This is a genomic window from Pseudomonas sp. 2995-1 (assembly GCF_002742505.1).
In the GTDB taxonomy this organism is placed as follows: domain Bacteria; phylum Pseudomonadota; class Gammaproteobacteria; order Pseudomonadales; family Pseudomonadaceae; genus Aquipseudomonas; species Aquipseudomonas sivasensis.
In genome coordinates this window covers 428,298-452,815 of the sequence record NZ_LJSA01000490.1, presented here as the reverse complement: position 1 = coordinate 452,815, position 24,518 = coordinate 428,298, and the positions used below count along the sequence as shown (strand labels likewise).

The 24,518-nt window shown below is 59.9% G+C and carries 19 protein-coding genes; 1 reads left to right on the top strand and 18 read right to left on the bottom strand.

What is annotated here, in order from left to right; genetic code table 11:
* Positions 1-30 precede the first annotated feature (30 nt).
* From AOA61_RS26650 to AOA61_RS26630, 5 genes are all read right to left on the bottom strand, one after another.
* Entirely contained in the window at positions 31-1,833 is a 1,803-nt protein-coding gene (locus AOA61_RS26650) for an ABC transporter ATP-binding protein (protein ID WP_099603064.1), read from the bottom strand.
* On the bottom strand, positions 1,823-2,461 hold the full coding sequence (locus AOA61_RS26645) for a DsbA family protein (protein WP_099603063.1): 639 nt from the start codon (positions 2,459-2,461) through the stop codon (positions 1,823-1,825). The genes AOA61_RS26650 and AOA61_RS26645 overlap by 11 nt, the downstream gene beginning before the upstream one ends.
* Positions 2,462-2,464: 3 nt before the next feature.
* Positions 2,465-3,406, bottom strand: a complete 942-nt coding sequence (locus tag AOA61_RS26640; RefSeq protein ID WP_032885941.1) for a rhodanese-related sulfurtransferase — start codon at positions 3,404-3,406, stop codon at positions 2,465-2,467.
* A 101-nt stretch (positions 3,407-3,507) separates the two neighbouring features.
* Positions 3,508-3,801, bottom strand: coding sequence for a BolA family transcriptional regulator (locus tag AOA61_RS26635; protein ID WP_032885943.1), 294 nt, complete (start codon positions 3,799-3,801; stop codon positions 3,508-3,510).
* A gap of 6 nt (positions 3,802-3,807) precedes the next feature.
* Positions 3,808-4,323 (bottom strand): DUF2059 domain-containing protein, encoded by a 516-nt coding sequence (locus AOA61_RS26630; RefSeq protein ID WP_032885944.1) that lies wholly within the window; start codon positions 4,321-4,323, stop codon positions 3,808-3,810.
* Between the two features lie 179 nt (positions 4,324-4,502).
* Here AOA61_RS26630 and AOA61_RS26625 point away from each other — a divergent pair, with 179 nt between their 5' ends.
* The gene (locus tag AOA61_RS26625) at positions 4,503-5,891 is read left to right on the top strand and encodes a class II fumarate hydratase (protein WP_032885945.1); all 1,389 of its coding nucleotides are present in this window, start codon (positions 4,503-4,505) and stop codon (positions 5,889-5,891) included.
* Here the strand turns inward: AOA61_RS26625 and AOA61_RS26620 are convergent.
* From AOA61_RS26620 to AOA61_RS26560, 13 genes are all read right to left on the bottom strand, one after another.
* Positions 5,888-6,844 carry a DMT family transporter gene (locus tag AOA61_RS26620; RefSeq protein ID WP_032885947.1) on the bottom strand — a complete coding sequence of 319 codons (957 nt, stop codon included), beginning with the start codon at positions 6,842-6,844 and terminating at the stop codon, positions 5,888-5,890. The two genes, AOA61_RS26625 and AOA61_RS26620, sit on opposite strands and share 4 nt — an antisense overlap.
* 92 nt (positions 6,845-6,936) lie before the next feature.
* Complete coding sequence (locus AOA61_RS26615) at positions 6,937-7,896, bottom strand: fimbrial protein (RefSeq protein ID WP_095185482.1); 960 nt, start codon at positions 7,894-7,896, stop codon at positions 6,937-6,939.
* Positions 7,897-8,175: 279 nt separating this feature from the next.
* Positions 8,176-8,712, bottom strand: a complete 537-nt coding sequence (locus AOA61_RS26610; protein WP_099603062.1) for a fimbrial protein — start codon at positions 8,710-8,712, stop codon at positions 8,176-8,178.
* Between the two features lie 11 nt (positions 8,713-8,723).
* Entirely contained in the window at positions 8,724-9,203 is a 480-nt protein-coding gene (locus AOA61_RS26605) for a fimbrial protein (RefSeq protein ID WP_032885951.1), read from the bottom strand.
* Positions 9,204-9,228: 25 nt separating this feature from the next.
* Positions 9,229-9,723: a fimbrial protein gene (locus AOA61_RS26600; protein ID WP_233896878.1), complete on the bottom strand. Its 495-nt coding sequence runs from the start codon at positions 9,721-9,723 to the stop codon at positions 9,229-9,231.
* A 10-nt stretch (positions 9,724-9,733) separates the two neighbouring features.
* Complete coding sequence (locus AOA61_RS26595) at positions 9,734-10,315, bottom strand: fimbrial protein (protein WP_099603061.1); 582 nt, start codon at positions 10,313-10,315, stop codon at positions 9,734-9,736.
* A gap of 17 nt (positions 10,316-10,332) precedes the next feature.
* Complete coding sequence (locus tag AOA61_RS26590; protein WP_099603060.1) at positions 10,333-11,094, bottom strand: fimbria/pilus periplasmic chaperone; 762 nt, start codon at positions 11,092-11,094, stop codon at positions 10,333-10,335.
* Complete coding sequence (locus AOA61_RS26585) at positions 11,091-13,694, bottom strand: outer membrane usher protein (RefSeq protein ID WP_158234825.1); 2,604 nt, start codon at positions 13,692-13,694, stop codon at positions 11,091-11,093. Before AOA61_RS26585 ends, AOA61_RS26590 begins: the two co-directional genes overlap by 4 nt.
* A gap of 20 nt (positions 13,695-13,714) precedes the next feature.
* A complete protein-coding gene (locus tag AOA61_RS26580) occupies positions 13,715-14,275 on the bottom strand; it encodes a fimbrial protein (protein WP_032885957.1) in 561 nt (186 codons plus the stop codon).
* Between the two features lie 50 nt (positions 14,276-14,325).
* Positions 14,326-14,847, bottom strand: coding sequence for a fimbrial protein (locus tag AOA61_RS26575; RefSeq protein ID WP_032885959.1), 522 nt, complete (start codon positions 14,845-14,847; stop codon positions 14,326-14,328).
* A gap of 504 nt (positions 14,848-15,351) precedes the next feature.
* The gene (locus AOA61_RS26570; RefSeq protein ID WP_095185477.1) at positions 15,352-16,536 is read right to left on the bottom strand and encodes a thiolase family protein; all 1,185 of its coding nucleotides are present in this window, start codon (positions 16,534-16,536) and stop codon (positions 15,352-15,354) included.
* A gap of 1,524 nt (positions 16,537-18,060) precedes the next feature.
* Entirely contained in the window at positions 18,061-19,575 is a 1,515-nt protein-coding gene (pap, locus tag AOA61_RS26565; protein ID WP_032888070.1) for a polyphosphate:AMP phosphotransferase, read from the bottom strand.
* A gap of 102 nt (positions 19,576-19,677) precedes the next feature.
* Positions 19,678-24,516 (bottom strand): NEL-type E3 ubiquitin ligase domain-containing protein, encoded by a 4,839-nt coding sequence (locus AOA61_RS26560; protein WP_099603059.1) that lies wholly within the window; start codon positions 24,514-24,516, stop codon positions 19,678-19,680.
* Positions 24,517-24,518 lie beyond the last annotated feature (2 nt).

Sequence of the window (24,518 nt, the reverse complement as noted above, 5' to 3'; positions counted from 1 at the left end):
ACCCATTCGGATAGCACAGCCTAGGCTAAATCAACGTACTTGTTGCAAATGCCCATATAGTTTTGCGTACAAACCACCATCGGCAATCAACTGCTGATGGTCGCCATCCTCAGCGATATGACCACCGTCAAACACTAAGACTCGATCGGCTTGTTTTACCGCCGACAGACGGTGCGCGATGATCAGTGTAGTACGCCCGCTGAGGAACCGCGCCAGCGCCTGATGCAGGTTGTATTCAGTGGCGGCATCCAGGGCGGAGGTCGCTTCGTCGAGTATCACCACTTTGGGTTCGGCCAACACCATGCGCGCAATCGCCAGGCGCTGACGCTGACCACCGGAAAAACGCACTCCGGAACGCCCCACTACGCTGTCCAGACCCTGAGGCAACGCTTTAACCGTAGCCTCCAACTGGGCAATTTCAAGGGCCTGCCAGCAGGCCTGGTCACTGCGCTCGCGGCCCATGGTCAGGTTGGCACGCACGGTATCGTTGAACAGCGCCGGGTGTTGCAGCACCACCGCGACGTGCTCGCGGATAGTCTCGAGGCCGATCTCCTGCTGGGTTGCACCGCCAAATCGGATAGTGCCCGCCTGCGGCGTGTACAGCCCGAGCAGCAGTTGCACCAGGGTGCTTTTACCGCCACCGCTGGCGCCGACAATCGCGACTTTTTCGCCGGGAGCAATTTGCAGGTTCAGTTGATCGAGCACCAGATCATCGCCATAACCGAAGTCCAGGCCGCGCACTTCGATGCCGACGGTTTCACGCCCGGTAAACGGGTCTTCACCCCCGGCGTATCGCGGCTCGTCGGCACGCGCCAGCAGTTCATTGATGCGCGTCAGCGCCCCGCCCGCCGCGTAGTAGGCGTATTGCAGATTCAATAATTGTTCAACCGGGCCGATCATGAACCACAGGTAGCTGAACACCGCGAGCATCTGGCCGATGGACAGGTCGGAAAACAGCACGGTGAGCATTGCCGCTGCGCGGAAGATGTCGATGCCGAACTGGAACAGCAACCCGCTGGCGCGGCTGGACGCGTCGGTTTTCCACTGGGAATGGATCGCGTAGTCACGCACTTCCTGGGCGCGCTGGCCCAGGCGCCCAAGGAAAAAGCCCTGGCGGTTGCCGGCGCGGACTTCCTGGATGGCGTCGAGGGTTTCAGTCAGGGCTTGGGTGAAGCGTGAGGTGCTGTCGTTTTCCAACTTCTTGAGGTGTTTGACGCGCTTGCCCAACTGTACCGTGGCGTAGATCACCAACGGGTTGAACAGCAGGATCAGCAATGCCAGTTGCCAGTGCATCCATACCAGGATCGCCGACGTGCCGATCAGCGTCAGCATCGCCACCAGAAAGCGGCTGAGGGTTTCGCCGACGAATTTATCCAGGGTATCCAGGTCGGTGACCAGGTGAGTGGTGACCGTGCCGCTGCCCAGGCTTTCGTATTCGCCCAGGGAGATGCGCTTGAGCCGCTCGATCAGACGCACGCGAATGCGGTACACAATGTCCTTGGCCAACCGCGCAAACAGCCGCGCCTGTACCACGTTGAACACCAGTGCGCCGCAACGCAGGGCCAGGGTGACCACCAGCATCAGGCCGATATAACCGGCGGCCTTCTGCCAACCCAGGGGCAGTGCGTGATTCATCACCTTGAGCGCGGCATCACCATGGCCCAGCAGCACTTCGTCCACCAGCAACGGCAACAGCAAGGGGATGGGCACACTGCACAAGGTCGCCAGCACGGCAACACCATTGGCGATCCACAGGGATTTCTTGTGACGCAAGGCCAGGCGGCGAATTTCCGCCCAGGTCAGACGGTCAATGCGTTTAGGCTCATCCTGCACAGGTTGCTCGCTCCAGCCATCGGGCGAGCAATGGCGACAGTTCCGTCAGCGGCTGATAGCCGTTGGTGAGCAATGCCAGTTGACCATTGCGCTCGGCCAACAACGTCGGGAAACCGGCGATACCCAGGTCCTGCACCCACGTAAAGTCCGCCGCCGTGGCCGCGTGCTGCTCGGCGCGGTCAAACGCACCGGCAAACTCGATACGCGGGATGCCCGCCTGCTCGGCCAGCTCAACCAGCACGCTGGCAAGGGTCACGTCGCGCCCCTCCACATAAAACGCACGTTGGATCAGGCCCAGCAGTTTCCAGGCACAATCCGGCGCCAGGATACGGGCGGTGACGATGGCGCGGCAGGCCGGCTCGGTGTCATACACAAAACCGTCGGGCAGCGCGCCTTCGCGCTTGAACGGCTGGCCCGTGGCTTCAGTGACGGCCTGCCAGTGTTCGAGGATGTAGCGTCGGGTCGTCGGCTCCAGCGCCGCGCCACTGCCGGTGCGCAAGCCGCCCACCACCAGGTGCACGTCCACACCGGCCGCTTGGGCCTGCTCAACCAGCGCCTGCGCCACCGGGGCAAAGCCCCAGCACCAGGAACACATCGGATCCATTACATAGAGCAGGCGCGCGGACATAGGTCAGGCCTCGGAAGGGGTTTGCTTGTAGTTGAAGCCAATCGGGTGCGGCATATTGCGGGCCTTGGCCAGTTCAATCTGCTTTTGCCGGTCGATCGCGCTGCGGCGGGTTTTCTCCGGCAGCTTATCCCAGCAATGAGGGCAGCTGATGCCGGCCACGTAGTGCTCGGAGGCGCGGTCTTCGACGCTCACAGGTGTGCGGCAGGCATGACATTGATCGTAGTCGCCTTCGCTCAAGTCGTGGCGCACGGTCACGCGATTATCGAAAACAAAGCAGTCGCCCTGCCATTTGGTTTCTGCCTGAGGCACCTCTTCGAGGTACTTCAGGATGCCGCCCTTAAGGTGGTAAACCTCGCCATAACCTTCGCTGAGCATGTAGCTCGACGCTTTCTCGCACCGAATGCCGCCGGTGCAGAACATGGCGACTTTCTTGTGCTTGGCCGGGTCGAAGTTGGCTTTGATATAGTCGGGAAATTCGCGAAAACTGGTGGTTTTCGGGTCGATTGCGCCTTCAAAGGTGCCAATGGACACTTCGTAGTCGTTACGGGTGTCGATCAGCAGCACTTCCGGGTCGCTGATCAGGGCGTTCCAGTCTTTCGGGTCGACGTAGGTGCCGACCTTCTTGTTCGGGTCGACGCCTTCTACGCCAAGCGTCACGATCTCTTTCTTGAGCTTGACCTTGGTGCGGTAGAACGGTTGGTCCTCGCAGTACGACTCTTTGTGATCGATGTCGTCCATGCGTGGGTCGTTCTTCAGCCAGGCCATCAGGCCATCAATGCCTTCGCGGCTACCGGAAACGGTGCCGTTGATGCCTTCTTCGGCGATCAGCAAGGTGCCTTTGATGCCGTTGTCGACCATCGCCTGCAGCAAGGGCTCGCGCAGAGCGACGTAATCTTCGAGGGTGACGAACTTATACAGTGCCGCCACGACAATCGGTTGAGTCATGGGTGTTCTCTCCAGGTGGCTACCCTCGTAAAGGGTGAACCGGATGCAAAAAAAACGCGCCGGCTAAGCGGCGCGTTGCGGATTCTATCAGGGATAACCCGTCAATGTCCGCCGGCGCAGGTCGGCGAGGCCGGGGCTGCGTCGATTGTCGCCCATTCTTCAGGCGTGTAGGTATGCAGCGCCAGCGCATGAAACTCGCTCATCAGGTCACCCAGGGTGGCGTAGACCTTCTGGTGGCGCTTGACGCGATTGAGCCCTTCGAACTGCTGACTGACCAGCACGGCCTTGAAGTGGGTCTGCAACCCACGGCTGTGCATATGGCTTTCATCCAGTACGCTCAAATGTTGCGGGTCCAGGGCGGCGAGCGCCGTTTCGATACGCTGTTGCATGATCATTCCTGCTTACTTCTTCTTGGCCGGAGCGGCTTTAGGCGTCAGCTCGTTGGTCATGTCTTCCAACAGCTTGTTGACCACCGGAACGGCGCTTTCCAGCTTGGCCTGAGTCATCTGGGCCGATTGCTGGGTCAGTTGTGGCATTTTTTCCAGGACTTTCTTGCCCAGTGGCGACTGGTAGAACGCTACCAGGTCCTTGAGCTCGGATTCGCTGAAATTGGTGGTGTAGAGCTTGACCATGTCGGGCTTCAGCTTCGGCCAGCCGATAGCTTGGTCCAGGGCGGCGTTGGCCTTGGCCTGGTAGCTGTCCAATACGGACTGCTTGGCGGCAGGCGCCTTAGTCTGCTCGAAACGCTGGGCGAACATTTGCTGCACTTGCATGTACACCGGGGTACCCAGCTTGTCGGCATGGGCCAGGGTAAGGAAGGCTTCGGCACTGGCGTTGTGGCTGGCGGTATCGGCAAAAACCTGGCCGCTGGCGCAAACCAGAGCAACCGCGGTACAGATGGCACGAAGACGAGTCATCGAGTTTCCTTTCTAGCTGGCGAGGTAAGACCCCAAGGGCGCCCATTCTGCGCCTAAAAAACCTCGCGGCTCAACCCCAGGCCTTGCCGGTCGCGGATTGCCCGATGAAAAGTCTTTTAGGGAACCCACTAGGTCAATCACGGCCTAAACTGCGCAAACGAACCTAAGGAGTGTGCCCGATGAGCCGTATCGAAACCGACAGCCTGGGAGAAGTGCATGTCCCGGATGACGCTTACTGGGGCGCCCAGACCCAACGCTCGCTGGTGAATTTCGCCATCGGCGACCAGCGGATGCCCTTGCCGGTATTGCACGCCCTGACCCTGATCAAAAAGGCAGCCGCCCGGGTCAACGACCGCAACGGCGACCTGCCCGCCGACATCGCCCGCCTGATCGAACAGGCCGCCGATGAAGTCCTCGCCGGCAACCATGACGACCAATTCCCATTAGTGGTGTGGCAGACCGGCAGCGGCACCCAGAGCAACATGAACGCCAATGAAGTGATCGCCGGCCGTGCCAACGAACTGGCAGGCAATCAACGCGGCGGCAAGAGCCCGGTGCACCCGAACGACCATGTGAACCGCTCCCAGAGCTCCAATGATTGCTTCCCGACGGCCATGAGCATTGCGGCGGTGCAGGCCGTCCATCAACGTTTGTTGCCGGCGATCGCTACGCTTTCCGGCGGTCTGGCCGAGCAGGCCGCGCGGCATATGAAGCTGGTCAAGACCGGCCGCACGCACATGATGGACGCCACGCCGATCACGTTCGGCCAGGAACTCTCGGCGTTTATCGCCCAACTCGACTACGCCGAACGCGCCATCCGCAGTGCCCTGCCCCAAGTGTGTGAACTGGCCCAGGGCGGCACGGCCGTGGGCACCGGGCTCAATTCGCCCCATGGTTTTGGCGAGGCCATTGCGGCCGAGTTGGCAGCGCTCTCGGGGCTGCCGTTCGTCACCGCACCGAACAAATTCGCCGCCCTCTCCGGCCATGAGCCGCTAGTGACGTTGCACGGCGCCCTGAAAACCCTGGCCGTGGCCCTGATGAAAATCGCCAACGACCTGCGCCTGCTCGGTTCCGGACCGCGCGCTGGGCTTGCGGAAGTGAAGCTGCCTGCCAACGAGCCGGGCAGTTCGATCATGCCGGGCAAGGTCAACCCGACGCAGTGCGAAGCGCTGTCGATGCTCGCCTGCCAGGTACTGGGCAACGACGTGACCATCGGTATCGCCGCGAGCCAGGGACACTTGCAGTTGAACGTGTACAAGCCGGTGATCATCCACAACCTGCTGGAGTCGATCCGCCTGCTCGCCGATGGCTGCAATAACTTTCAGGAGCATTGCATTGCCGGCCTGGAGCCCGACGCCGAGAAAATGGCCGAACACCTGGAGCGCGGACTGATGCTGGTGACGGCGCTCAACCCGCATATCGGCTACGACAAATCAGCAGAGATCGCCAAGAAAGCCTACGCCGAGGGGCTGACGCTACGGGAAGCCGCGCTGGAGTTGGGCTACCTCACTGACGAAGAGTTCGACCAGTGGGTACGCCCGGAAAATATGCTCGAAGCCGGGCATTAAGACGCCAAACGCAGCCGCCGGGCCTTGAGCCCGGCGAGCAACGACGGCGCCAGCGCGACAGTCGCCGACCCCAGCACCACCACCAGCGCCCCGGCATAGCCCAGGGCGTTGATCTCTTCGGCCTGCACGTAGTCCGGCCATAGCCAGGCCGCCAAGGCGACCGCTACAAAGGTCACCAGCGGCGTGAGCGCCAGGGTCGCACTCACCCGCGAGGCTTCCCAATGGGCCAGGGCTTCGGCAAACGCGCCGTAGGCCACCAGCGTATTCATGCAGCACGCCAACAGCAGCCAGCCTTGCAGCGGGCTCAGTTGCAGCGCTTCCAACGGATGGGCCCAGGGCGTGAGCAACAAAGCGCAGGTGAGGTAGATCACCATCATGACTTGCAGCGAATTCCACACGGTCAACAATTGCTTCTGACCCAGGGCATAGAACACCCAGATCGAGGTGGCGAGCAGGATCGTCAGCACCCCGGCGGTGTAAGTGCCGAGGGACGTCAGTAATTCCTCCAGGCGCTGGTTGAAGAACAGGCCGAAGCCTGCGATCAAGACGACCAATCCCACCACTTGCCCGCGGCTGAAACGTTCCTTGAACACAAACACGCTGGCGATCATCAAAAAGATAGGCCCCATCTGCACGACCAACTGTGCGGTGCCGGGGCTGAGCGATTTCAGGCCCACCAGGTACAACACGTAGTTGCCCACCAGGCCGCATACCGCCATCGCCACCAGCCAACCGCCCTTGGGGCCGAGCACTTTGCGGCTGGGCAGACGCTTGGTGGCGGCAAGGTAGACGAACAGACAACCGCCAGCCACGGTCAGGCGAAACCAGGTGACGGTGATCGGGTCCATCACCTGCAGCACTTGCTTGAGTTTGATCGGCAGAATGCCCCAGAGGAACGCGGTCAGCAGGGTCAAGCCAAAGCCATAGACCCAGCGGCCGGAAGAGATGTGCATGAGTGCCCCAAAAAACCAGAGGTGGAGGAGCTGGCATTCTAGGGCGATGCGGTGTGTTTTGGGTATCGATCATTCATCTGCCGCAGACCGAGTCATGGCACCCCCATCACCAGTACACCGCTGCCGCTGATAGCCCCCGGAGTCGGCAGTGAGCCGGTTCGCCGCACCAGCGAAAACGTCACATCGTCTCCGCCCACACTGTTGGTGATTCGGGTGAGGAATGAACCGTTAACGGCTACCGCAGCCCCGCCGCGCACGAGCGCCGTGCCCACGTCGGCATTGCTCATGAGCAGCAACCGCGAGTCGAACGAGGAGCGCGTGCCTTTATAAGTAATGGTGATCGGTGTGTTGATTCCGCCGTCCGGGCACGAGTAAGTGAGTCTGCGGTTACTGACCACGGACGTTGACAGCGGATCGGTGCCGATTGCCCGCTGGTGGACGTCGCCGAAGTTGATTTCGATCGGGTTGTTATTGTTGATCGTGCAGGTTGAGGGCGAGATGGTGAAATTGTTGGCGGCGTAATAAGTGACCGTCAGACTCGCCGAGGATGTGTCGTAATTGTTTGTCTGCTCCAGTCGCAGCACACCGAGGGCGTCCCCTACGCGAATGTCGATGGGGTTGCTGGGATTGTTACGCAGCATGATGTAAGGGGTCACATTGATGGGATAACCGATGAGGTTATTGGGCATCGTTGCGATATAAATGCCGTTGGGAACGGGATTGTTGTAAAACGCTCCATTTATACGAAGGCCGGTGATTTGGGCGGCAAACTTTGGGCCTGGAGTCCAGGCCGAACCGACCCTGGTCGAGGTTCGCCAGTAGTCCTCTCTCGAGGGCGGAAAGCCCGGGAAGGGTTTAAACCTGCACTCCAGATTCGCGCCCTCAAGCATGATACGTGTCTTATCAGCATCCGCCTGAACCCTGACGGGAACCTGCAGGTTAGGGTTTCCGCCTATCCACGCCCCACCGTCTACCCGGCACTCAGCAGCGCGCAAGTTTGTAGTCACGCCAATCAAGACGAGAAGCACCGTGGTTCCAAATAATCGTTTCATTTCTAATCTCTCTTTGCCTGTCTCCCCGCGTGACCCAACGCGCTTTCACCGTGTGCGTCAAAGCCGCCCGAGAGAGCGTTGAGGTTCGCCTGAGGCTTTTTATGTGCACTGCCACCACCTTCAATGTCGGCAGTGACGAAAAGGTGATGTCCACTGACGTAATGAGGGGCACTGGCAAGCTGTCGTGAAAAATCCGAATACCCATCGCACGTCACGCCGTGCCTTGCAGCCCCCCGGAGGCGCTGGAGGTTAGCCAAGGCCACTTTCAGCTGTGAACGATTACGGATAGTCCAATGTAAAAGTGGAGGTCACCGTGTACGCGCCGTGCCCGATGGTTTGATCCCTGATCGCATTCGGCTCGCCCTGTACGTAGGCCTTGAGCTCAATGACATTGCTGCCATCGCTCAGCAGTTGCCTGTCACTGACGGCATTCAAGGGCAAGGGCTTGTCACTCAGCGTTTCCATGCCCACCCCGATCCCCGAGGCACTACTGCCGCCATCGAGCGCGAGCAAACCGGGCAGCGCGGTGTTTTCCGTGCCGCCGAACATGATGGTCACCGAGTCGCCGATCGTGGTGTCACAATCCTCCAGGTGCAGCCTGAAACGCTTGCCCACGGATCGCGTGTTGAGATAGAGGTATTTGCTGGTCAGGTCCCACAATTCCAGCGTTACGGCCTCGTCACCGGGGCGCAGTGTGCAGGCCTCTTCAACCAGGTTGCCCTTGAAGCTCAGGTTGTCCGCCGCATACCCCAAGGGGGTCAGGCCGAAGACGAGCAGCACTGCCAACGCACCCTTATGCACAATTTCATATCGCATCGACTCAGCTCCTACTGGTATTCGGCCAACAACGTGGCCACCGCCGTAAACCGGGCCGGCGTCAGGACTGCCCCGGGCTGTTGCACCGGAACGACTTCCAATGTCGGCGGTGACGACAGGGTGATGTCCATTGGCGTATTGAGGGGCAATGGCAGGCTGTTCTGAAAAACCCGAATACCCAGCGCCGGCACGCTGGTCTGCACGGCAGAGCCATCAAACGCGGTGGGGGTGCCGTTGACACTCAACTTCAACGCCCACGGCAACGTGTCGGTGCCGCAATTAATCGCGTAACCGATACCTTTTCGGTATTTCACACCATCAATGCGCTTGACCCCGACGTCGCCAAAGTCGACTTCAATGGTCTTGCCACCTTCAATCGTGCAGGGTGGCGGCTCGTTCAACGTACCGCTGAACGTCAGGTTGGCCGATGCAACATTGCACAGGCCGATGGAGCACAGCGCGAGCAATGCTCGCTGTGGCCAAACCTTCATTGGTCGTTCCTCATATAGGTCGCCGTCATTGGTAATCGACCACAAGGGTCGCAGCGGCATCGAACGCACCGCCGCTCAGTTGGCTGCCCGCGCGTTTGACGGGCACCGCCTGCACCACCGGGAAATTGGGATAGGTAAAGTTCACCCGGGTGTTGAGCGGCCAGTCAGCGCCGTTCACGAACAGCTTGACCCCAAGGTCCGCCTTGCGCGTAGAGAGCACGCGGCTGTCAAACGAGGCGCCTGTGCCGTTGAGCGCCAGGGTCAACGCATTGCTGTGGGGAGCGCTGCAGGTGACGGTGTACGGCACATCGCGACGATAATTCACCCCGTCCACCCGTGACGTCTGCAAGTCATTGCCAAACGGCACGTCCAGCGTATTGCCACTGTTAATGACACACGGCGGAGGGGCAATGATGACCGCGCGAATCGTCAAATTGGTCTGTGCCTGCACACTCTGGCTGACGGCCCCTATCAGGCAAACAGCGATCAGAATGGCCCGTGGGCTGATTGGTCTATCCATCGCTCTGCCCTTACTCATAGTTGAGCCTGAAATCCACCACGGCCCTGAATGCTCCACTGGTCAGTGGCGCAGCGGTGCGTGTGGGCCGTACGTGCCAGGTCTGAATGTTGCGTCCCACGGGCAGAAACAAAGCTTCGCCCCTTGAACCCAACTGGACATCCCGGCCCAGGGCGTCGGTCAATTGCAGGCCCATCCCGGTGATGCCTTGCACTTTGACCAGCCGTGGATCATCGGGATCGGCAGGCGCAGAAAACGCCACCGACAGCACGGGTTGGTAGGCACTCCATACCAGGTTGCCGGTGCGTTCACTGCGCACGCGGCCGGCGGTGCGCTGGCAATCGGTAAAGCGCAGTTGAAAAGCCTTTGCAGTCGCCTGGTCACCGGGCCGCTGCAGCTGGCTGCTCGACACGGCGTCCAGCTCAACCGTTTGATGCAGTGACGCCATCTCCAGGCTGCAAGGCGATTCATGCATGGACCCGAGCACATTCAGCATCCCGCTCATACCTTCAATATCCTCGTCATCCTCGGCGTGTACGCCCATCGCCAGGATCCACAACAAGCTGCCCAAGACCTTCACATTGTTCGATTTCATGACGTTCTCCAGCCGCATTACTCTTTCGGCAATGCGGCCTGCGTGTTCACCTGGCACGTGTTGCCATTGCAGGTGAAGGCCAGAAGCGGACGGCCGCCGTAATCATTCACATAGGCCAGGTAAGGGGCCGTACCCAGTGCGCTGGCCGTGGGGCCCAAGGTCAATGCGTCTTTGGGCGGGATCATCAGCGGCGCGAAGCCCGGCGCGGTTTTGCCGTCCTTGCTGCTGCGCGCATCCACCAGGGTCACGTAATAAGGCGTCGGGTTGTTAACCCGGTATTGATCGCCTTCGCGGGTCAGGGTCAGTTTCTGCTGCCAGGGGTTGGACAGGTCTTGCTGGCTTGGCGTAATAGCTTGTGGTCGATAGAACAACTTGATGCGGGTCTGCAATGCAATTTGCAGGGTGTTGGATTTATCGCTGCGCGGCGGGATTTCCCTCAAGTTGAAGTAGTAGACCGTCTCCCGATCCTGCGGTAACGACTTGGCTGCCGGTAAAGCCTGAACTTTCACCTGGCTTTGTTTACCAGGCTCCAAGCGTTGAACCGGCGGGAGCACGATCAAGGGCGAGGTGTTTTTTTTACCCGCCTCATCCTCAATCCAGCCTTGGGCCAGATACGGCAGCTGGGTATTGTTGTTGGTAATGCTCACGCTGGTGGCATCTTTGCCGCCATCAAAAATCACGCGGGTACGGTCCAGGCCGACGGCGGCGCCGGCGCTCTGGCTCAAACCCAGAGCCAGGAGCGCGAAAGCCGGAGGGGTGAGGCGCATATCAAGCATCATGAGGCTGTGTTCTCCGTATCAATAAGTTCCCCGGTCAGCGTGGCTGGCCCGGGCAAAGATGGGGTTGCGGCGATCCTGTGGCAGCCCAGTTGCAAGGTGTCCGTCAAACCATCAACGGGCAGGATGGCGGGAAGCGTAAGGACGCATTGTTCGTCGCCGCCCCAACTGACGACCATCTGCTCGCCAGCCCGCAAGCCACTCAGGTAGACACTGCCGCTGTCATTCACAATCCCGGTGTCCTGTTGCTTCATGTTCTTCACCGTCGCGCCGAAGGGCGGTGAACTGCCATCCGGCAGGCGCAGAATGGCCATGGCTTTTTCGCCGGCAATCACATCCAGCGTGCGGTAACCAATCGCTCCTTCGGTGAGCGTTAACTGGGTGACCGACTCAGTCGCTTCGACATTGCTCGGCAAGCGCTCCAGATCAACGCTGGCCACCGTACGCTGGTAGCTGCTGATGTCGGAGATGACAGCCTTGCCAAAGACGTTACTGCGAGTCGGTGAGCCGTAACCGCGAACAGGTACATCGGGCACCCCACCGGTATCGATCATCAGGCGCGTGCCGCCGGTGCTGGTGGTACGGTGCAGAGCCGCACCGTGGGCCGTGAGCGTGCCACCACCACGGGCAGACACACCCAGGCTGCTGTAGCCACCCTCTTGCGTACTGGCGCTGATGTCGATGTCGGCCTGATCCCCCATATGACTCAGATACCCACTGCCGTAGGCATTGCTGGCACTGAGCTGGTAGCTGTTGCGCTCATCGATCCGATCGCTGTAGCGGGTTGCAAAGGTGTTCTTGCCGGCGGCCCTATTGGCATCCGCCGACAGGGTGCCGGTGCGTCCAAACGGCAGGCTGACCGTCAGCGCCATGCCGTTGTCGTTGTAGTTGTATTCCTGGGTGCGATACATATTCAGGGACAGGTTCATATTCTTGACCGTGCCCACATTGAAGTAACGCGACAACGACAGGTTCCAACGCTGAGTGTCCGGCCGGTCCCAATAGGTTTGCTTGTGGTAACTGGCGTAGACGGTAGCGCCCAGGTCACGAAACTGTTTGTTGACCGTCACCGTATAAAGCGCCTTGCTGCCGCCAATCGGCTTCCAGCCCTCGCTTGAATCGCGATAATCGCCGCGCCCGCCGAGTTCGCCGTTCAACCCGTAATGCCGGGCGTCCAGGTACTCACTCATACTCAAGAAATTCTTCTCGGAAAACCGGTAACCGGCGAAGGTCACCTGGCTGTCATACTCTTCAAAGTTCTTGGAGTATTGAAGGCGGTAGGATTTACCCGAGAGCGTCTCGTTCCACACATGGGCGCGCGACTGCGTCACGTCCAGCGAAACGGCGCCGAACGCCAGCAAGTCGCGCCCTGCGCCCACGGACACGGCTCGGTAGTTGTTGTCGGTCATGCCGCCGCCGAACAACGACCAGCCATTGCTGATCCCCCAGGAAAACTCCCCGGTACCGAAAAAGTCGCCATCCGCACCGTATTGCAGATTGGACGGTCGACCCGCGGCCAGCTTGTAACGCACTTGGCCCGGACGCGTCAGGTAGGGAACACCCGCCGTGTCGATCTGGAAGCTGTTTACCACGCCATCCTGTTCTTCAATCCGCACGTCCAACTTGCCCGTCACCGCGTCCTGCAAGTCCTGAATGCGAAAGGGGCCTGCCGCCACCAGGGTTTCGTAGAGCACGCGCCCCTGCTGGCTGATGATGACTTTCGCATTGGTTTTGGCCACCCCGACAACTTCCGGCGCGTAACCACGCAGGTTGGGCGGTAACTGGCTTTCATCAGAGTTCAGCGCGGCACCGGTAAAGCGGAAGCTGTCAAACAGATCCGAATACAGGTAGTTCTCACCCACTAACAGGCGCGCTCTCAACGCCGGAATAGCGCGATACGCGTAGTAGCGGCTCCACTCCAGTTTTTGAGGCCCTGCGGCTTCTTGTCGGCCGCTCTCGACGCGCCCTTGCCAGTCCGCCCTGAGGCGCCAGGCACCGGCGTTAGCCCCCACGGTGCCATTGCCACTGAGGTTTTTGCGGTTACCGTCGTTTCGTTGATAGTTGGACTGCGCCGTCAGGCTGTAATCGATCAACAGCCCCGGCACGCCTTCATCCCAGCGTGAAGGCGGATCCCAGTTGATGGCGCTGTACTCAAGGTATGCCTGGGGCAAGTTGATGCTCAGCGTGGAGCTGGCCAGATCACCCTGGACGTCCATGCCAGGCAAACTTTGAATGTCCAGGCACTCGCCGCCTTTCCACCATGCCAGTTTGTCGGCTTCGGACACTTTAAGGCCCAACTGTTCCACAAGACTGTGGGACAAACAGGCCTGGCTACCCTTGGGATCATTATCGGGCGGATAGAACGCCACCGGTTGTTCAGCAATAGGCTGACCGTTTATCTGCACAACCATCGAATAAGTGCCGGGTAAAATAAACCCGCTGCGCGCAAACTGAGACAAGTCAATATTAGTGCGATCAGTCAGGTCAAGAACGTCCGTATTAAACTCGATATCTGCGGCGCCCAATGCACTTCCCGCCAGTGATATAAGCCCACCAAACAGGCCCGGGCGCAGCGTATTTTTGATCTTCGCCGTATTCAACATGCATGCCTGCCCATCAATGTTCAAAAATATTCCAACTTGAACCGCACTGCGGCGCTGTGGGGTCCCGCCACCAGCGGCAGTCCATTGCCGACCAGATAGAATCTGTAGTTGAGTGTCATATCGCCCTCCGCCAACGGTGTCGGTGCCATCCGCTGACCCGGAATACTCTCTTCGCCGGCGGCGTCCACAATGTGCAGGGCGACCCCCTGCGAGTCGCCAAACACCGCAAAGGAGAGCCCTAGCCTGTCGGTGGGGCCGTCAAACGTCACTCGCATATGCTCCCAATCAGGCAGAGTTACCCCCGGGCGCAACGGGTCCGGCCGAGTCAACGAGCAATTGATCAGGCGCAACTGGAAGGGATGGTCTTCTCCGCGCGTGTTACGTAAAAGCCGGCCAACCGGCTCTGGTGGCATCTCGATGGTCTGGTCGATACTGGCCAGCTCCAACCCGCAGGCTGAGTCGACGACTTGTCCCCCAAGCAGGACAACGCCCTCGCCCTGTGAGGCCTCTTGCGCAAAAACGTAAGGGCAGACCAACGTCGTTAGTGAAGAAGCGATAGCGAAACGCATGAATGTTTTCACCTGGATCTCCCGACAGCGTCCCCCGCCACCCGCGGTGGCGGGGGAAACACTTACTGATAAGCCAAGGTGAAATTGGTGACTGCGCTGAAATCGCCAGGAGTGATGGCGCCCGTGGCGGCACCTTGGACGTAAGCCCCGAACTCCAGCGTGTTATTGCCGGCAGCAATGATCTGCGGAGTTGTAGGAACGCCAAGCTCAACCACGTCACCGCCGTGGGTCATCATGATGCCCACGCCGCCGGCGCCACCCACCGTGCCGATCGCCCCTGGAACAACGCTGGAAGGTGCTCCCGTGAAGGTCGTGGTGACGGTATTGTCGGTGAGGTTGGACAAGTCGCAGCCTTCAAGCTCGATCAGCAAACGACGGGCCTCGGACTTGCCGCCTGATTCCAACTGGTGTTTGGCGATCGCACCCAGTCGGATGGTCTGATCGACGGAGTCAGGTTTGATGGAGCAGGCGCCCGAATGTACCGAGCCCAGAAACGTGACCGTTCCATCCGCGGCCTGAGCAACGGACGCAGTCCCCGCCAAAACGCCGACAGCCAAGAGCACAGTTTTCAGTTTAGTTTTCATTCACAATTTCCCACTTATCAAATGTCATAAGGCGTCCTGCAACACGTCAGCGCAGGACTGATTAAACGAACGGTGTGACCCGTGCCATTAAGTCGGTGACCGCCAAGTTGTTTTTCCAACTTATTGCATTGCAATTCGCGACACCGCTCAACACAGGGAAAGTTTGTACATGACGCACAAACAAGTAAGCCGTCCATTTCCCTTAACGAAGTAGCCGTGAACCACTAACACTCGCAGGAAAAACATGGCAATCTGCCAAAACTTTAAAAAGTGCTGAAGGAATTAGACTACACGCAGATTAATGAGAATATTTTAACCAAGATTATATCTGTAAGAATGAGATTACAGGCACTAAAAAATCACCGCTCCCATTGGAAAACCCCAACTAAGCAAGCAACTAAAAGTGCGGTTTTGAGATAACTGAACAGCAGATGCGCAAAGGGAGGACAAGCCCCCCTCTGCATTGATCGAGTACGAACGACCCGAAGCGCGAAACTCAAGTGACTAGCGTGCGACCTCAAACAAACCGGTGGCGCCCATGCCGCCGCCCACGCACATGGTGACGACGCCGTAACGCAGGTTACGCCGTTGCAACTCACGCACCAGATGCCCCACTTGCCGCGAACCGGTCATGCCGAACGGGTGGCCGATGGAAATCGATCCGCCGTTGACGTTGTATTTGGCGTTGTCGATTTCCAGACGATTGCGTGCGTACAGGCACTGCGAGGCAAACGCTTCGTTGAGTTCCCACAGGTCGATATCCGCCACTTGCAAGCCACGCGCCTTGAGCAGCTTGGGCACTGAGAACACCGGACCGATGCCCATTTCGTCCGGCTCGCAGCCAGCCACAGTGAAGCCACGGAAAAACGCCTTGGGCTTGAGCCCCAGTTCCAGGGCTTTTTCCAGGCTCATCACCAGGGTCATCGAGGCGCCGTCGGACAGTTGCGACGAGTTACCCGCTGTCACCGAGCCGTCCTCGGCGAACACTGGTTTCAAGCCTTGCAGGCTCGCCAGGGTGGTGTCGGGGCGGTTGCAGTCGTCGCGATCGACCACGCCGTCGAGAATCTGCACCGCGCCGGTGTTTTTGTCCTCGACCTTGTACTTGACCGCCATCGGCACGATTTCGTCATTGAACAAACCATCGGCCTGGGCTTGGGCGGTACGTTGCTGGCTTTGCAGGGCGTAGAGATCCTGTTCTTCGCGGCTGACGTTGTAGCGGCGCGCGACGATTTCGGCGGTCTGGCCCATGGGGAAGTAAATGCCCGGTACTTGCTCTTTGAGCAGCGGGTTGATCAGGTTGTCGGTGTTGACGCTTTTCATGGTCAGACTGATGGACTCGACGCCACCGGCGACGATGATGTCGCTGCAGCCCGAGGCGATCTGGTTGGCAGCGATGGCAATCGCCTGCAAGCCCGATGAGCAGAAACGGTTGAGGGTCATGCCCGCCGTCCCAGTGCCCAGTTGCGACAGTACCGCCACGTTACGCCCGATGTTGTAGCCCTGGGCCCCCTCATTGGAGCCCGCGCCGACGATGCAATCTTCAACCGTCGCCGGGTCGATGCCGTTGCGGGTGAGCAGCGCGTTGACGCAATGAGCCGCCATGTCATCCGGACGGGTCTGGTTGAACTTGCCGCGAAAGGACTTGGCCAGGCCGGTTCGTACGCTGTCGACGATGACTACTTCACGCATGGGCTACCTCGATCTTCTGGTTGTTGGGCGATGGATCGAGGATAGATCCAGGCCCAGGCAACCGCGATGATCATTCACCCGGCATATACAAAACCATGGCTGGTTGAAGCAGTGAGACTTTGGGGTGGGACCGCTTCGCGCCCCGGCGCGGGGCAGGCCTGCTCATTGCAAAAAGCAAAGTCACCACAAACATGCCTGCTCTCCTCAACCAGCACGAGTGGGGTCGTTTGTTGAGGTGAACAGACTCTTTGCGGTGAGCCTATACCTGATGGCAAACACAACCTTTCTGTGGTGAGCAGGCTTGCCCTGCGCTGGGCTGCGAAGCGGCCCTAAAACCGGCCATTGGGTTCTGCCTGGAGAAAACGCAGCGACTGGATTGGGGCCGCTTCGCGCCCCAGCGCAGGGCAAGCCTGCTCACTACAAAAAGCGAACCCACCACACACCACACAAAGCCAGCTCACCATAAAAAGCAAACTCACCACACACAGCTGGCGCACCACAAAAAGCAAAGTCACCACACACAGCCGGCTCCCCCCAAAAAGCACAGTCACCACAAAAACGCCTGCTCTCCTCAACCAGCACGGGTGGGGTCGTTTGTTGAGGTGAACAGACTCTTTGCGGTGAGCCTATACCTGATGGCGAACACAACCTTTTTGTGGTGAGCAGGCTTGCCCTGCGCTGGGCTGGGCTGCGAAGCGGCCCTAAAACCGGCCATTGGGTTCTGCCTGGAGAAACGCGGCGACTGGATTGGGGCCGCTTCGCGCCCCAGCGCAGGGCAAGCCTGCTCACTACAAAAAGCGAATCCACCACACACCACACAAAGCCAGCTCACCATAAAAAGCAAACTCACCACACACAGCCGGCTCCCCCCAAAAAGCACAGTCACCACAAAAACGCCTGCTCTCCTCAACCATCACGGGTGGGGTCGTTTGTTGAGATGAACAGACTCTTTGCGGTGAGCCTATACCTGAATGGCGAACACAACCTTTGTGGTGAGCAGGCTTGCCCTGCGCTGGGCTGCGAAGCGGCCCTAAAACCGGCCATTGGGTTCTGCCTGGAGAAACGCGGCGACTGAATTGGGGCCGCTTCGCGCCCCAGCGCAGGGCAAGCCTGCTCACTACAAAAAGCGAACCCACCACACACAGCCGGTTCACCACAAAAAGCACAGCCACCACAAAAACGCCTGCTCTCCTCAACTCGCACGAGTGGGGTCGTTTGTTGAGATGAACAGACTCTTTGCGGTGAGCCTATACCTGAATGGCGAACACAACCTTTGTGGTGAGCAGGCTTGCCCTGCGCTGGGCTGCGAAGCGGCCCTAAAACCGGCCATTGGGTTCTGCCTGGATAAACGCGGCGACTGGATTGGGGCCGCTTCTCGCCCCAGCGCAGGGCAAGCCTGCTCACTACAAAAAGCGAACCCACCATACAAAGCCTGCTCACCACAAAAAGCAAACGCACCACACAACGCCAGCTCACCAAAAAAAGTCTGCGCTCCCCAACCAGCACGGCGCGCAAACCGCGTAGTTATTTCTTCTTCTTTTTATCGTGCTTGTCGGACTTGGCGAACGCTTCTTCTAAAGCGAGGTTAATCGTGCGCAGCACCTTGACCCGCGCCCAGCGCTTGTCATTGGCCTCCACCAGGGTCCAGGGCGAGATTTCGGTGCTGGTACGGTCAACCATATCGCCCACCGCCGCGCGGTAGTCGTCCCACTTGTCGCGGTTGCGCCAGTCGTCTTCGGTGATTTTGAAGCGTTTGAAAGGGATTTCCTCACGGGCCTGAAAGCGTTCCAGCTGCGTGTCCTTGTCAATCGCCAGCCAGAACTTGACCACGATCACGCCCGCATCACGCAGTTGTTCTTCAAAATCATTGATCTCGCCATAGGCGCGCATCCAGTCCGCCGCAGAGCAGAAACCTTCGACTCGCTCCACCAGCACGCGGCCGTACCACGAGCGGTCGAACACGGTGAACATGCCGCGCGCCGGGATCTTCTGCCAGAACCGCCATAGGTACGGTTGGGCGCGTTCGTCCTCACTGGGCGCGGCAATCGGCACGATATGGTATTGGCGTGGGTCCAGCGCCGCTGCAACCCGGCGAATCGCGCCGCCCTTGCCCGCCGCATCATTGCCTTCGAACACCGTGATCAAGGCGTGCTTGCGCATGCGTTTGTCACGCATCAGGCCAGAGAATCGCGCTTGCTCGGTGATCAGTTGTTCTTCGTAATCGTCCTTGTCCAGATGCTGGCTCAAGTCGAGGCTGTCGAGCAGCCCCTTCTTGTCCACCGACGGTATCAGCGGCGCGGGGTTCATGCCGCTGGCCTTGCCTTTGGGCAGTTTCAACGCGGTTTGCATGCCTTCGAGCAGTAGCTTGCCCACGGTGAGGCTGCGGTAATTGCTGTCGACACCTTCGATCACATGCCACGGCGCGTAGTCGCGGCTGGTGCGACGCAGCACCCGCTCGCCAAAGTGCACGAACTTGTCGTAGGTCTGTGATTGCTGCCAGTCCAGCGGGCTGATGCGCCAACTGTGCAGCGGGTCGTCGGCCAAGGCCTTTAGCCGCGCCTTCATCTGTTTCTTGGAAAGGTGAAACCAGAATTTGAAGATCAGCGCACCTTCATCACAGAGCATTTTTTCCAGGCGCTCGGCACCGGCGATGGCCTGATCGAGACGCGCGTCCTTTATCTGCCCATGTACGCGGCCTTGCAGCATCTGGCTGTACCAGTTGCCGAAAAAGACACCCATGCGGCCCTTGGCGGGCAACTGCCGCCAGTACCGCCAGGCCGGCGGGCGGGCCAGTTCCTCATCGGTTTGCTGATCGAAGGTACGGACTTCGATCAGGCGCGGGTCCATCCACTCATTGAGCAGCTTGACGGTCTCGCCTTTGCCAGCACCTTCGACGCCATTAATCAGGATGATCACCGGGAAGCGCTTTTGCTGTTGCAGCTCGTACTGCACTTCCAACAACGCTTCACGCAGGGCCGGCACTTCGGCGTCGTAGGTGTCTTTGTCGACGGCGTGACCAATTTCTGCGGATTCGAACATGGGCAACTCCCTTCCAAGATCAATCAAGACTAGCGGATTGGGCTGCACCACGGGCAAGCAATTGAATAGCGCTTGCCATGGATCAATCAGCAACCCTGCCGGCTAGTCTTCAGGTAGATGGCAGATATCCAGGTCCTGATACTTCATCATCTGCTGGGTCAGGCGCTCCATCACCTCGTTGATCGCCTGCCTGCGCGGCGCGCGCAGGCCTTCCATTTGTGCCAGGTATTCACCATCGGTGAGGTTCTGACTGTTCTCGAAGAGCGCCTGCTGTTGACTGTCAAACGGCTCGGCAGCGCGCCTGAACGTCTCGGGAAACTGCTGTTTGAGATGGGCCTTCCAGAACGAGAGCTGGGCAATAAACCGCAAAAATACCGGCGACAGCTCGGCAATGAGGACTTGCTCATGCGCCCGCTCCAGGTTCTCGCTGGTCAAGTCAGCCAATGCCCCGTAGCGCATGTGCTTGGGTTGCCCCGGCAACTGCAGGATCTTCGCCAAACCGACCCGATACGCCAGGCTGACCTCCAGCGGGTCTTCGCTGGCATGTTCGGCGGCGTAAGTGGCCGCAATCTTTTCCAGCTCACTGAGGCGAAACAAGCCGCGCCCCAGGGTCAGCAGCACCCCGGAGTTGCCTTGCCCACGGCCGGCCTGGCGCGTGGCGTTCGCCACGGCCTTGAGCACTTCGACCTGGCTGAAAATCTCTGTCGCGCCATCGACACAGTTCGCCGGATGGGCCACCAGTTGAAACACCTGCTCGCGCAACTCGACGCTGTCATGGGTCGCCTGCAGGACCTCCCAGACACGCCGGGTCATGTCCTCACGCACGTAACGGCTGTCGGCGGCGCCGGAGAGTTGCGCCAACAACGTCATCAGCGGCACCGATTCCGGATCGTCGCGCAGGTTGGCCCAGATCGCCCGCTTGCCGGCATCGGCGGCCGCTACCTCGTCCGGCAGCCAGGTCCGCCTGGCCTTCAACTCGGTGAAACGTGACTGATCGTCCTCCACATAGCCCATACCAATGCCCACTGCATCGCGGTAGCGAATCAGCGCCGTCATTGTCGTCGAGGACAATGGGTTGCCACCCAGATTGATCGCCTGGCTGTACCTGCGTGTCGACGCAAACAACCAGTCGGGCAATACCGTGATCCAGTTGCTGCGCAGGTCGACCTGTTCCAGATGGGCCAGGCGTGCGATCCCGACGGGCAGGTCCACCAGCCTGGCGTCCTGCAGTAACAGGGTTTGCAAATCGCGCATGTTACTCACGTCCAGATGCGCCTCGATGGGGTTGTGGCTCAGGTCCAACAAACGCAGCGTGTGCATATCAGCCAGTTTTCGCTGGGTATACGTCGTCAGCGCCAGTTGATTGTGGGGCAAGGACAAACTGTTCAGTTCGGGCATCCGCGAGAGGTATTCCGGGAGCCGGCTCAGGCGGTTGCGGTCCAGGTTGAGGCGCCGCAGCCCCTTGAAGCACTTGAGGAAATACGCCACATCATCGCCCAGACGCATGTTTTTCAGGGACAGTTGCCGAACATGGTCAAAGCGGATTTCGGGGGGCAAGTTCGGCAATGCGCCCACGCGCATGCCATCCAATGTCAGCCCCGGCACGGGCACTTGTTGATCGTCGAGGACAAAGCTCTGGCGGCGCCAGCAGGCTTCAATCCGCTCGGCCACTTGCTGGCGGCTCTCGCGGACATCCCCCATGCCCGGCTGCGCCGCCAGGTCGCCGACGTTGCTCTTCCAGTGTTTGAGGACCGTGCGCAGGCGTTCCAGGTCAGCCTGCAGACGGGCAACGGCCTTGGCTTGGGCCAGGGCATCGGTCCCCAGGCTGCGCAGCAACTCTGCTGCCTGTACGTCACTGAACAGCGGATAGATTTTGCGCACCTTGCGCACCAGAGGCGAAGCGAGCGGCAGCGGGCTGGTCGGAGAGTCCGCCATGCGGCAGGAGACCTCCTGTTCCAGTGGCTCGCCAGCCTTGTCGGAAAACGCGTCGCCCGCCACCACACGCTCGCTCTGCGCGCGGGCCGCCAACCTACGGCGCAGCCTCCATCCACCTTCGCTCGGGTTCAGCGGGAGTTCCAGGGCGCTGCGCTGGGTGTCCGAGAGCGTTTGTATAATCGCCTCGAACAGCCCGTCGGAACCGGCCTGGGTCGGCCCCATACTGACGCCGTTGGCGTCGAACGGCGCAAAGCCCGCCGCCGAACTGACCACCACTCGACGTACGCTCGCGCCCTCCCTCGCGCCCAGGGCCAACAGTGACCCGGTGGGCGAATCCTGGCGCAATTCCAGTTGCAACGCGCTATCCCAACCTTCGACGCGCGGCAGCATGCGCACCGCCACACACTGGGTGTCGAGACCGGCCAACTCCGGCTGCTCGAAACCGGCCAAAGCACGATCCAGGCGCTGTGTCTCCGCGCTCAAGCGCACCGCTTCTGCCAGGGCCATTGGCACCCGCTGATTGTCGCGCAGGGCTTGGCGCTCAACGGAGGATGCCTGGGCCATCAGCTCGCGCATCACGCGGGTGGGCAGTCGCGGGCAGGCCTGACGCAGCGGTGCCCACTCCTCGGGCACTGGCCCGTCGTAGGCCTGATACAACTGTTCAAACAACGGTCTTCGATCAGCCTTGAGCTGTGCGAGCAATTGACGCGCCAACGCTGCGTGCTCCTCATTGGCAGACACGCCTTCACCCAACAGTCCGACCTTTTGTTGCGTATCCAGGCCTGAAAGCAACACGTCAAACACCCGCCCTTCACCCACGGCCTGCTCGCTGAGGCGCAATGCCTGAGCGGCCTCAAACGGGCCGGCGGCGGGATAACGCGCCGTGACGCCACCTTGAGCATCCAGCACCTCGAAATAACGACCTTGGGGCCAACCCGGCAGCAGCGGCAACGCGTGCATTTGCGCGGTCGCACTTTGCCCATTACGGTACCCCCCGCGTTCCAACAGCCAGACCAGGTCGCGAATCGACTGCTCCAACCGGAAACGCTCATACAGATCACGAAAGCGCGCCGCAAAGGGCAGGCATTCCTGCGCTAGGTGATACCCCCAGCGGTGGGGCTTGTCGATGATGTCGTTAACCAGCCTCAGCTTGCGCGAGTCCAATGCGGGGTGACGACTGCTCGGCTCCAGGCGGGAAAACAAATAGTCCTGGTCTTCCCACTCCTCGGGATCTTCGAATGAAAAACGCCAGGCCCCCTCACCGTTGTGCAACATCACCGGACGATAGGCCGTTTGCCGCGTACGGTGGCTGGCCCGCCACAGTCCCTGCTGCGGCTCATAGGTCACCTGATGCAGGTTGTCGCCGACTTTGACGTATGAGCGAGCGCCCACCTGGTAGAGGCCTTGCGCGTCGGCAGCCACGTCGTCGATCAGGTGATGATCGTGGGAATACTGTCCGATGTCAGGCCGCCACAACCGTGGCTGCCCATCCCTCGAACGCACCGCTTCCAACGTTTTGAAGTAACCGGCATAGCTTTGTCGGGTGCGCTTGAAGACCTTGCCCACCACCTTGGCCCCCGCGGCGAACAACACCATTGACGTGATGTCCTGCGCCACGGCCACCAACTGTCCGAGCGCCTCCTCCTTGTCGCCACGGCGCCAGTCCTCGATACCGTCGTACACCTCGCCGAGCATCTGTCCCACCGCCACGCTGGTCATCAACAGGCCCAATGCCGGGACTATAAAACCAGCAAGGTTGAGCAACGTCAGCCCGGCGTCCAGATACTCCTGCAGACGCTGTTTGCGCACCTGCTCGTCGACATCCACCACCGGGACCGCCAGGGTGCGGGCGTCTATTTGCAGTTTGCCCGCATAGGTCGCAAAAAAGTGCTGCGCCAGGCTAGTGGTGATGGCCCTGGCCTCCAACACGCCCAAGGTACGGTGCTGGTCAAAACGGCTGAAAAAACCAACTCGGTCTATTTCGCCCAGGTAACGCGCGAAGAACGTGCGGTAGGTGCTGACTTCCAGCTTCAAGTCCAGGTAGACCTTGAAGTCGTTGAGCGATGGGTACTCAAAAAACGGTCGCCCCGGCTCATTGGGCATGTACACCACACAGGGCTCCTGCGGGTAATCGGCAATTGGCCAGCCGGAAAACACCAGCACGCTCCACAGGCAGCAATCCAGCGCATTCAAGCCCTGCCAGATGACCTGGCGCCCTTGAAACAAAAGGCCCCTGGCCTGCTCAGGATCCATCTTCCGATCCAGCAGTGTGCATAACAGGTCATAGGTCTCGCGGGTGATATCGCCACGCATGCAGGCAATGTGCGCGTCGATTTTCACATCCAGGGTTTTCATCCAACCGATGTCGAGCGCTACACCATTGAGGTGGGCGTCATCGCCCGGCGCGCCAGCGTCAAGGTTGAACACGTCACTGATGTGCTGCTGATACAAGCCGCCTACATCAAGGTCGCGACAGCCCTTGGCAAATGCCTGCACGGAGACGGTGATCACCCCACCTGAGGCTGAGCCGAATTGCAGCCGCGACTGCTGTGGAAAATGCGCCTCTTGCGTCTCGTCCTCGGTAAAGTTCTGCAGGGCCATGTGCAGCAGGGTCTGCTGTTCCAGCTTGATGGTCCTGACATAATCCAGCGGCAGGACTTCTTTCTGGTATTCATAGAAGGCCCGCACGAACAGGTCCTTCTGCGGTTCAATCGTGACCTGCCAGTGCTTCTGGCAGTAAGCCTTCAATTGCGCACTGCAAAACTCATCCAGGGAGCGTAATGGGAGCAAGCGTCCGGCGACTGCGGCCCTGGCCTCATCAATCTGCGCCGCGTCCCGTTCCAGTGCCTCCAGTACACCTTTGGGCGCGTTTATCATCCAGCCCGGCAGGCGCTTTTGCAGGACCTCGGCCTTGGGCAGGTCGCTGGTGATTTCCAGCAGCGCGGCTTGCAACTGGCGCTGTGTCAATTGGGTGCATGTCTTGGTCAAATCATCCTGGTCCGGCATCT

Excerpts from the sequence above, each read along its gene's own strand:
- AOA61_RS26560 (WP_099603059.1), bottom strand. The coding sequence starts at position 24,516 with ATGCCGGACCAGGATGATTTGACCAAGACATGCACCCAATTGACACAG.
- AOA61_RS26585 (WP_158234825.1), bottom strand. The coding sequence starts at position 13,694 with ATGTTGAATACGGCGAAGATCAAAAATACGCTGCGCCCGGGCCTGTTT.
- AOA61_RS26610 (WP_099603062.1), bottom strand. The coding sequence starts at position 8,712 with ATGCGATATGAAATTGTGCATAAGGGTGCGTTGGCAGTGCTGCTCGTC.
- pap (WP_032888070.1), bottom strand. The coding sequence starts at position 19,575 with ATGTTCGAATCCGCAGAAATTGGTCACGCCGTCGACAAAGACACCTAC.
- AOA61_RS26630 (WP_032885944.1), bottom strand. The coding sequence starts at position 4,323 with ATGACTCGTCTTCGTGCCATCTGTACCGCGGTTGCTCTGGTTTGCGCC.
- AOA61_RS26635 (WP_032885943.1), bottom strand. The coding sequence starts at position 3,801 with ATGATCATGCAACAGCGTATCGAAACGGCGCTCGCCGCCCTGGACCCG.
- AOA61_RS26640 (WP_032885941.1), bottom strand. The coding sequence starts at position 3,406 with ATGACTCAACCGATTGTCGTGGCGGCACTGTATAAGTTCGTCACCCTC.
- AOA61_RS26570 (WP_095185477.1), bottom strand. The coding sequence starts at position 16,536 with ATGCGTGAAGTAGTCATCGTCGACAGCGTACGAACCGGCCTGGCCAAG.
- AOA61_RS26620 (WP_032885947.1), bottom strand. The coding sequence starts at position 6,844 with ATGCACATCTCTTCCGGCCGCTGGGTCTATGGCTTTGGCTTGACCCTG.
- AOA61_RS26645 (WP_099603063.1), bottom strand. The coding sequence starts at position 2,461 with ATGTCCGCGCGCCTGCTCTATGTAATGGATCCGATGTGTTCCTGGTGC.
- AOA61_RS26605 (WP_032885951.1), bottom strand. The coding sequence starts at position 9,203 with ATGAAGGTTTGGCCACAGCGAGCATTGCTCGCGCTGTGCTCCATCGGC.
- AOA61_RS26600 (WP_233896878.1), bottom strand. The coding sequence starts at position 9,723 with ATGGATAGACCAATCAGCCCACGGGCCATTCTGATCGCTGTTTGCCTG.
- AOA61_RS26590 (WP_099603060.1), bottom strand. The coding sequence starts at position 11,094 with ATGATGCTTGATATGCGCCTCACCCCTCCGGCTTTCGCGCTCCTGGCT.
- AOA61_RS26575 (WP_032885959.1), bottom strand. The coding sequence starts at position 14,847 with ATGAAAACTAAACTGAAAACTGTGCTCTTGGCTGTCGGCGTTTTGGCG.
- AOA61_RS26595 (WP_099603061.1), bottom strand. The coding sequence starts at position 10,315 with ATGAAATCGAACAATGTGAAGGTCTTGGGCAGCTTGTTGTGGATCCTG.
- AOA61_RS26625 (WP_032885945.1), top strand. The coding sequence starts at position 4,503 with ATGAGCCGTATCGAAACCGACAGCCTGGGAGAAGTGCATGTCCCGGAT.
- AOA61_RS26615 (WP_095185482.1), bottom strand. The coding sequence starts at position 7,896 with ATGAAACGATTATTTGGAACCACGGTGCTTCTCGTCTTGATTGGCGTG.